The sequence below is a fragment of the Pseudomonas sp. genome (assembly GCF_050739655.1).
In the GTDB taxonomy this organism is placed as follows: domain Bacteria; phylum Pseudomonadota; class Gammaproteobacteria; order Pseudomonadales; family Pseudomonadaceae; genus Aquipseudomonas.
In genome coordinates this window covers 1-1,434 of the sequence record NZ_JBOIBY010000450.1, presented here as the reverse complement: position 1 = coordinate 1,434, position 1,434 = coordinate 1, and the positions used below count along the sequence as shown (strand labels likewise).

Annotated in this window: 2 protein-coding genes; both read right to left on the bottom strand. The window is 60.3% G+C overall.

Annotation, left to right across the window (positions count from 1 at the left end; genetic code table 11):
- Positions 1–1,074, bottom strand: a 1,074-nt coding sequence (gene fabB, locus ACRESJ_RS21660; protein ID WP_431759729.1) for a beta-ketoacyl-ACP synthase I, incomplete at its 3' end; no start/stop codon positions are given.
- Positions 1,075–1,085: 11 nt separating this feature from the next.
- Positions 1,086–1,434 (bottom strand): bifunctional 3-hydroxydecanoyl-ACP dehydratase/trans-2-decenoyl-ACP isomerase (gene fabA, locus ACRESJ_RS21655; protein ID WP_431759728.1); only part of this gene is annotated, 349 nt, incomplete at its 5' end.

The window sequence follows — 1,434 nt, the reverse complement described above, 5'->3', positions numbered from 1 at the left end:
GTTGGCGGAGCCGGCAATGAAGTTGCCTTCCATCATCAGCATGCAGTAGATCGCTTCGTGAACGCCTGCGGCGCCCAGGGAGTGACCCGACAGGCTCTTGGTGGAGCTGATGGCCGGAGCCTTGTCGCCGAACACTTCACGCACACCTTTCATTTCCGCGACGTCGCCGACCGGGGTCGAAGTGCCGTGGGTGTTCAGGTAGTCGATCGGAGTATCAACGGTGGACATCGCCATCTGCATGCAGCGGATCGCGCCTTCGCCACTTGGGGCAACCATGTCGTAGCCGTCGGAGGTCGCGCCGTAGCCAACGATTTCCGCGTAGATTTTCGCGCCACGGGCCAGAGCGTGTTCCAGCTCTTCAACCACGACCATGCCGCCACCGCCAGCGATGACGAAACCGTCACGGTCTTTGTCGTAGGCACGGGAAGCTTGTTCCGGGGTGTCGTTACGCTTGCTGGACAGAGCGCCCATGGCGTCGAACAGGAACGATTGGCTCCAGTGCTCTTCTTCACCACCACCGGCGAAGACGATGTCCTGCTTGCCCATCTGGATCTGTTCCATGGCAGTACCGATGCAGTGAGCACTGGTGGCGCAGGCAGAAGCGATGGAGTAGTTCAGGCCCTTGATCTTGAATGGCGTGGCCAGGCAAGCGGATACGGTGCTGCTCATGGTCCGCGTTACGCGGTATGGGCCGACGCGCTTGACGCCTTTCTCGCGCAGGATGTCCAGCGCTTCCATCTGGTTCAGCGTGGAAGCACCGCCCGAGCCAGCCACCAGGCCAGTACGCGGGTTGGACACTTGCTCTTCGGTCAGGCCGGAGTCAGCGATAGCGTCTTTCATGGCCAGGTAGGCATAAGCTGCCGCGTGGCCGACGAAGCGATAGATCTTGCGATCGATCAGTTCTTCAAGATTGAGGTCGATGGAGCCGGAAACCTGGCTACGCAGACCCATTTCGGCATATTCCGGGTTGAACCGGATGCCAGGGCGGCTTGCACGCAGGTTAGCGGAGACGGTCTCTTTGTCATTGCCCAGGCACGAAACAATGCCCAGACCAGTGATAACGACGCGGCGCATGCGAATAACCCTTAGAAGTTGTCAGTGGAAGTGAAAACGCCGACCCGGAGGCCTTCGGCGGTGTAGATTTCGCGGCCGTCGACAGTCACCGAACCATCGGCGATGGCCAGGTTCAGCTTGCCCTTGAGGACGCGTTTGATATGAATGTTATAGGTGACTTTCTTGGCGGTCGGCAGGACCTGACCGAAGAATTTCACTTCGCCCGAACCCAGGGCGCGACCGCGGCCCGGCAGGCCTTGCCAGCCCAGGAAGAAGCCGACCAGTTGCCACATGGCGTCGAGGCCCAGGCAGCCCGGCATCACCGGATCACCTTCGAAGTGGCAGGCGAAAAACCACAGGTCCGGATTGATATCCAGCTCG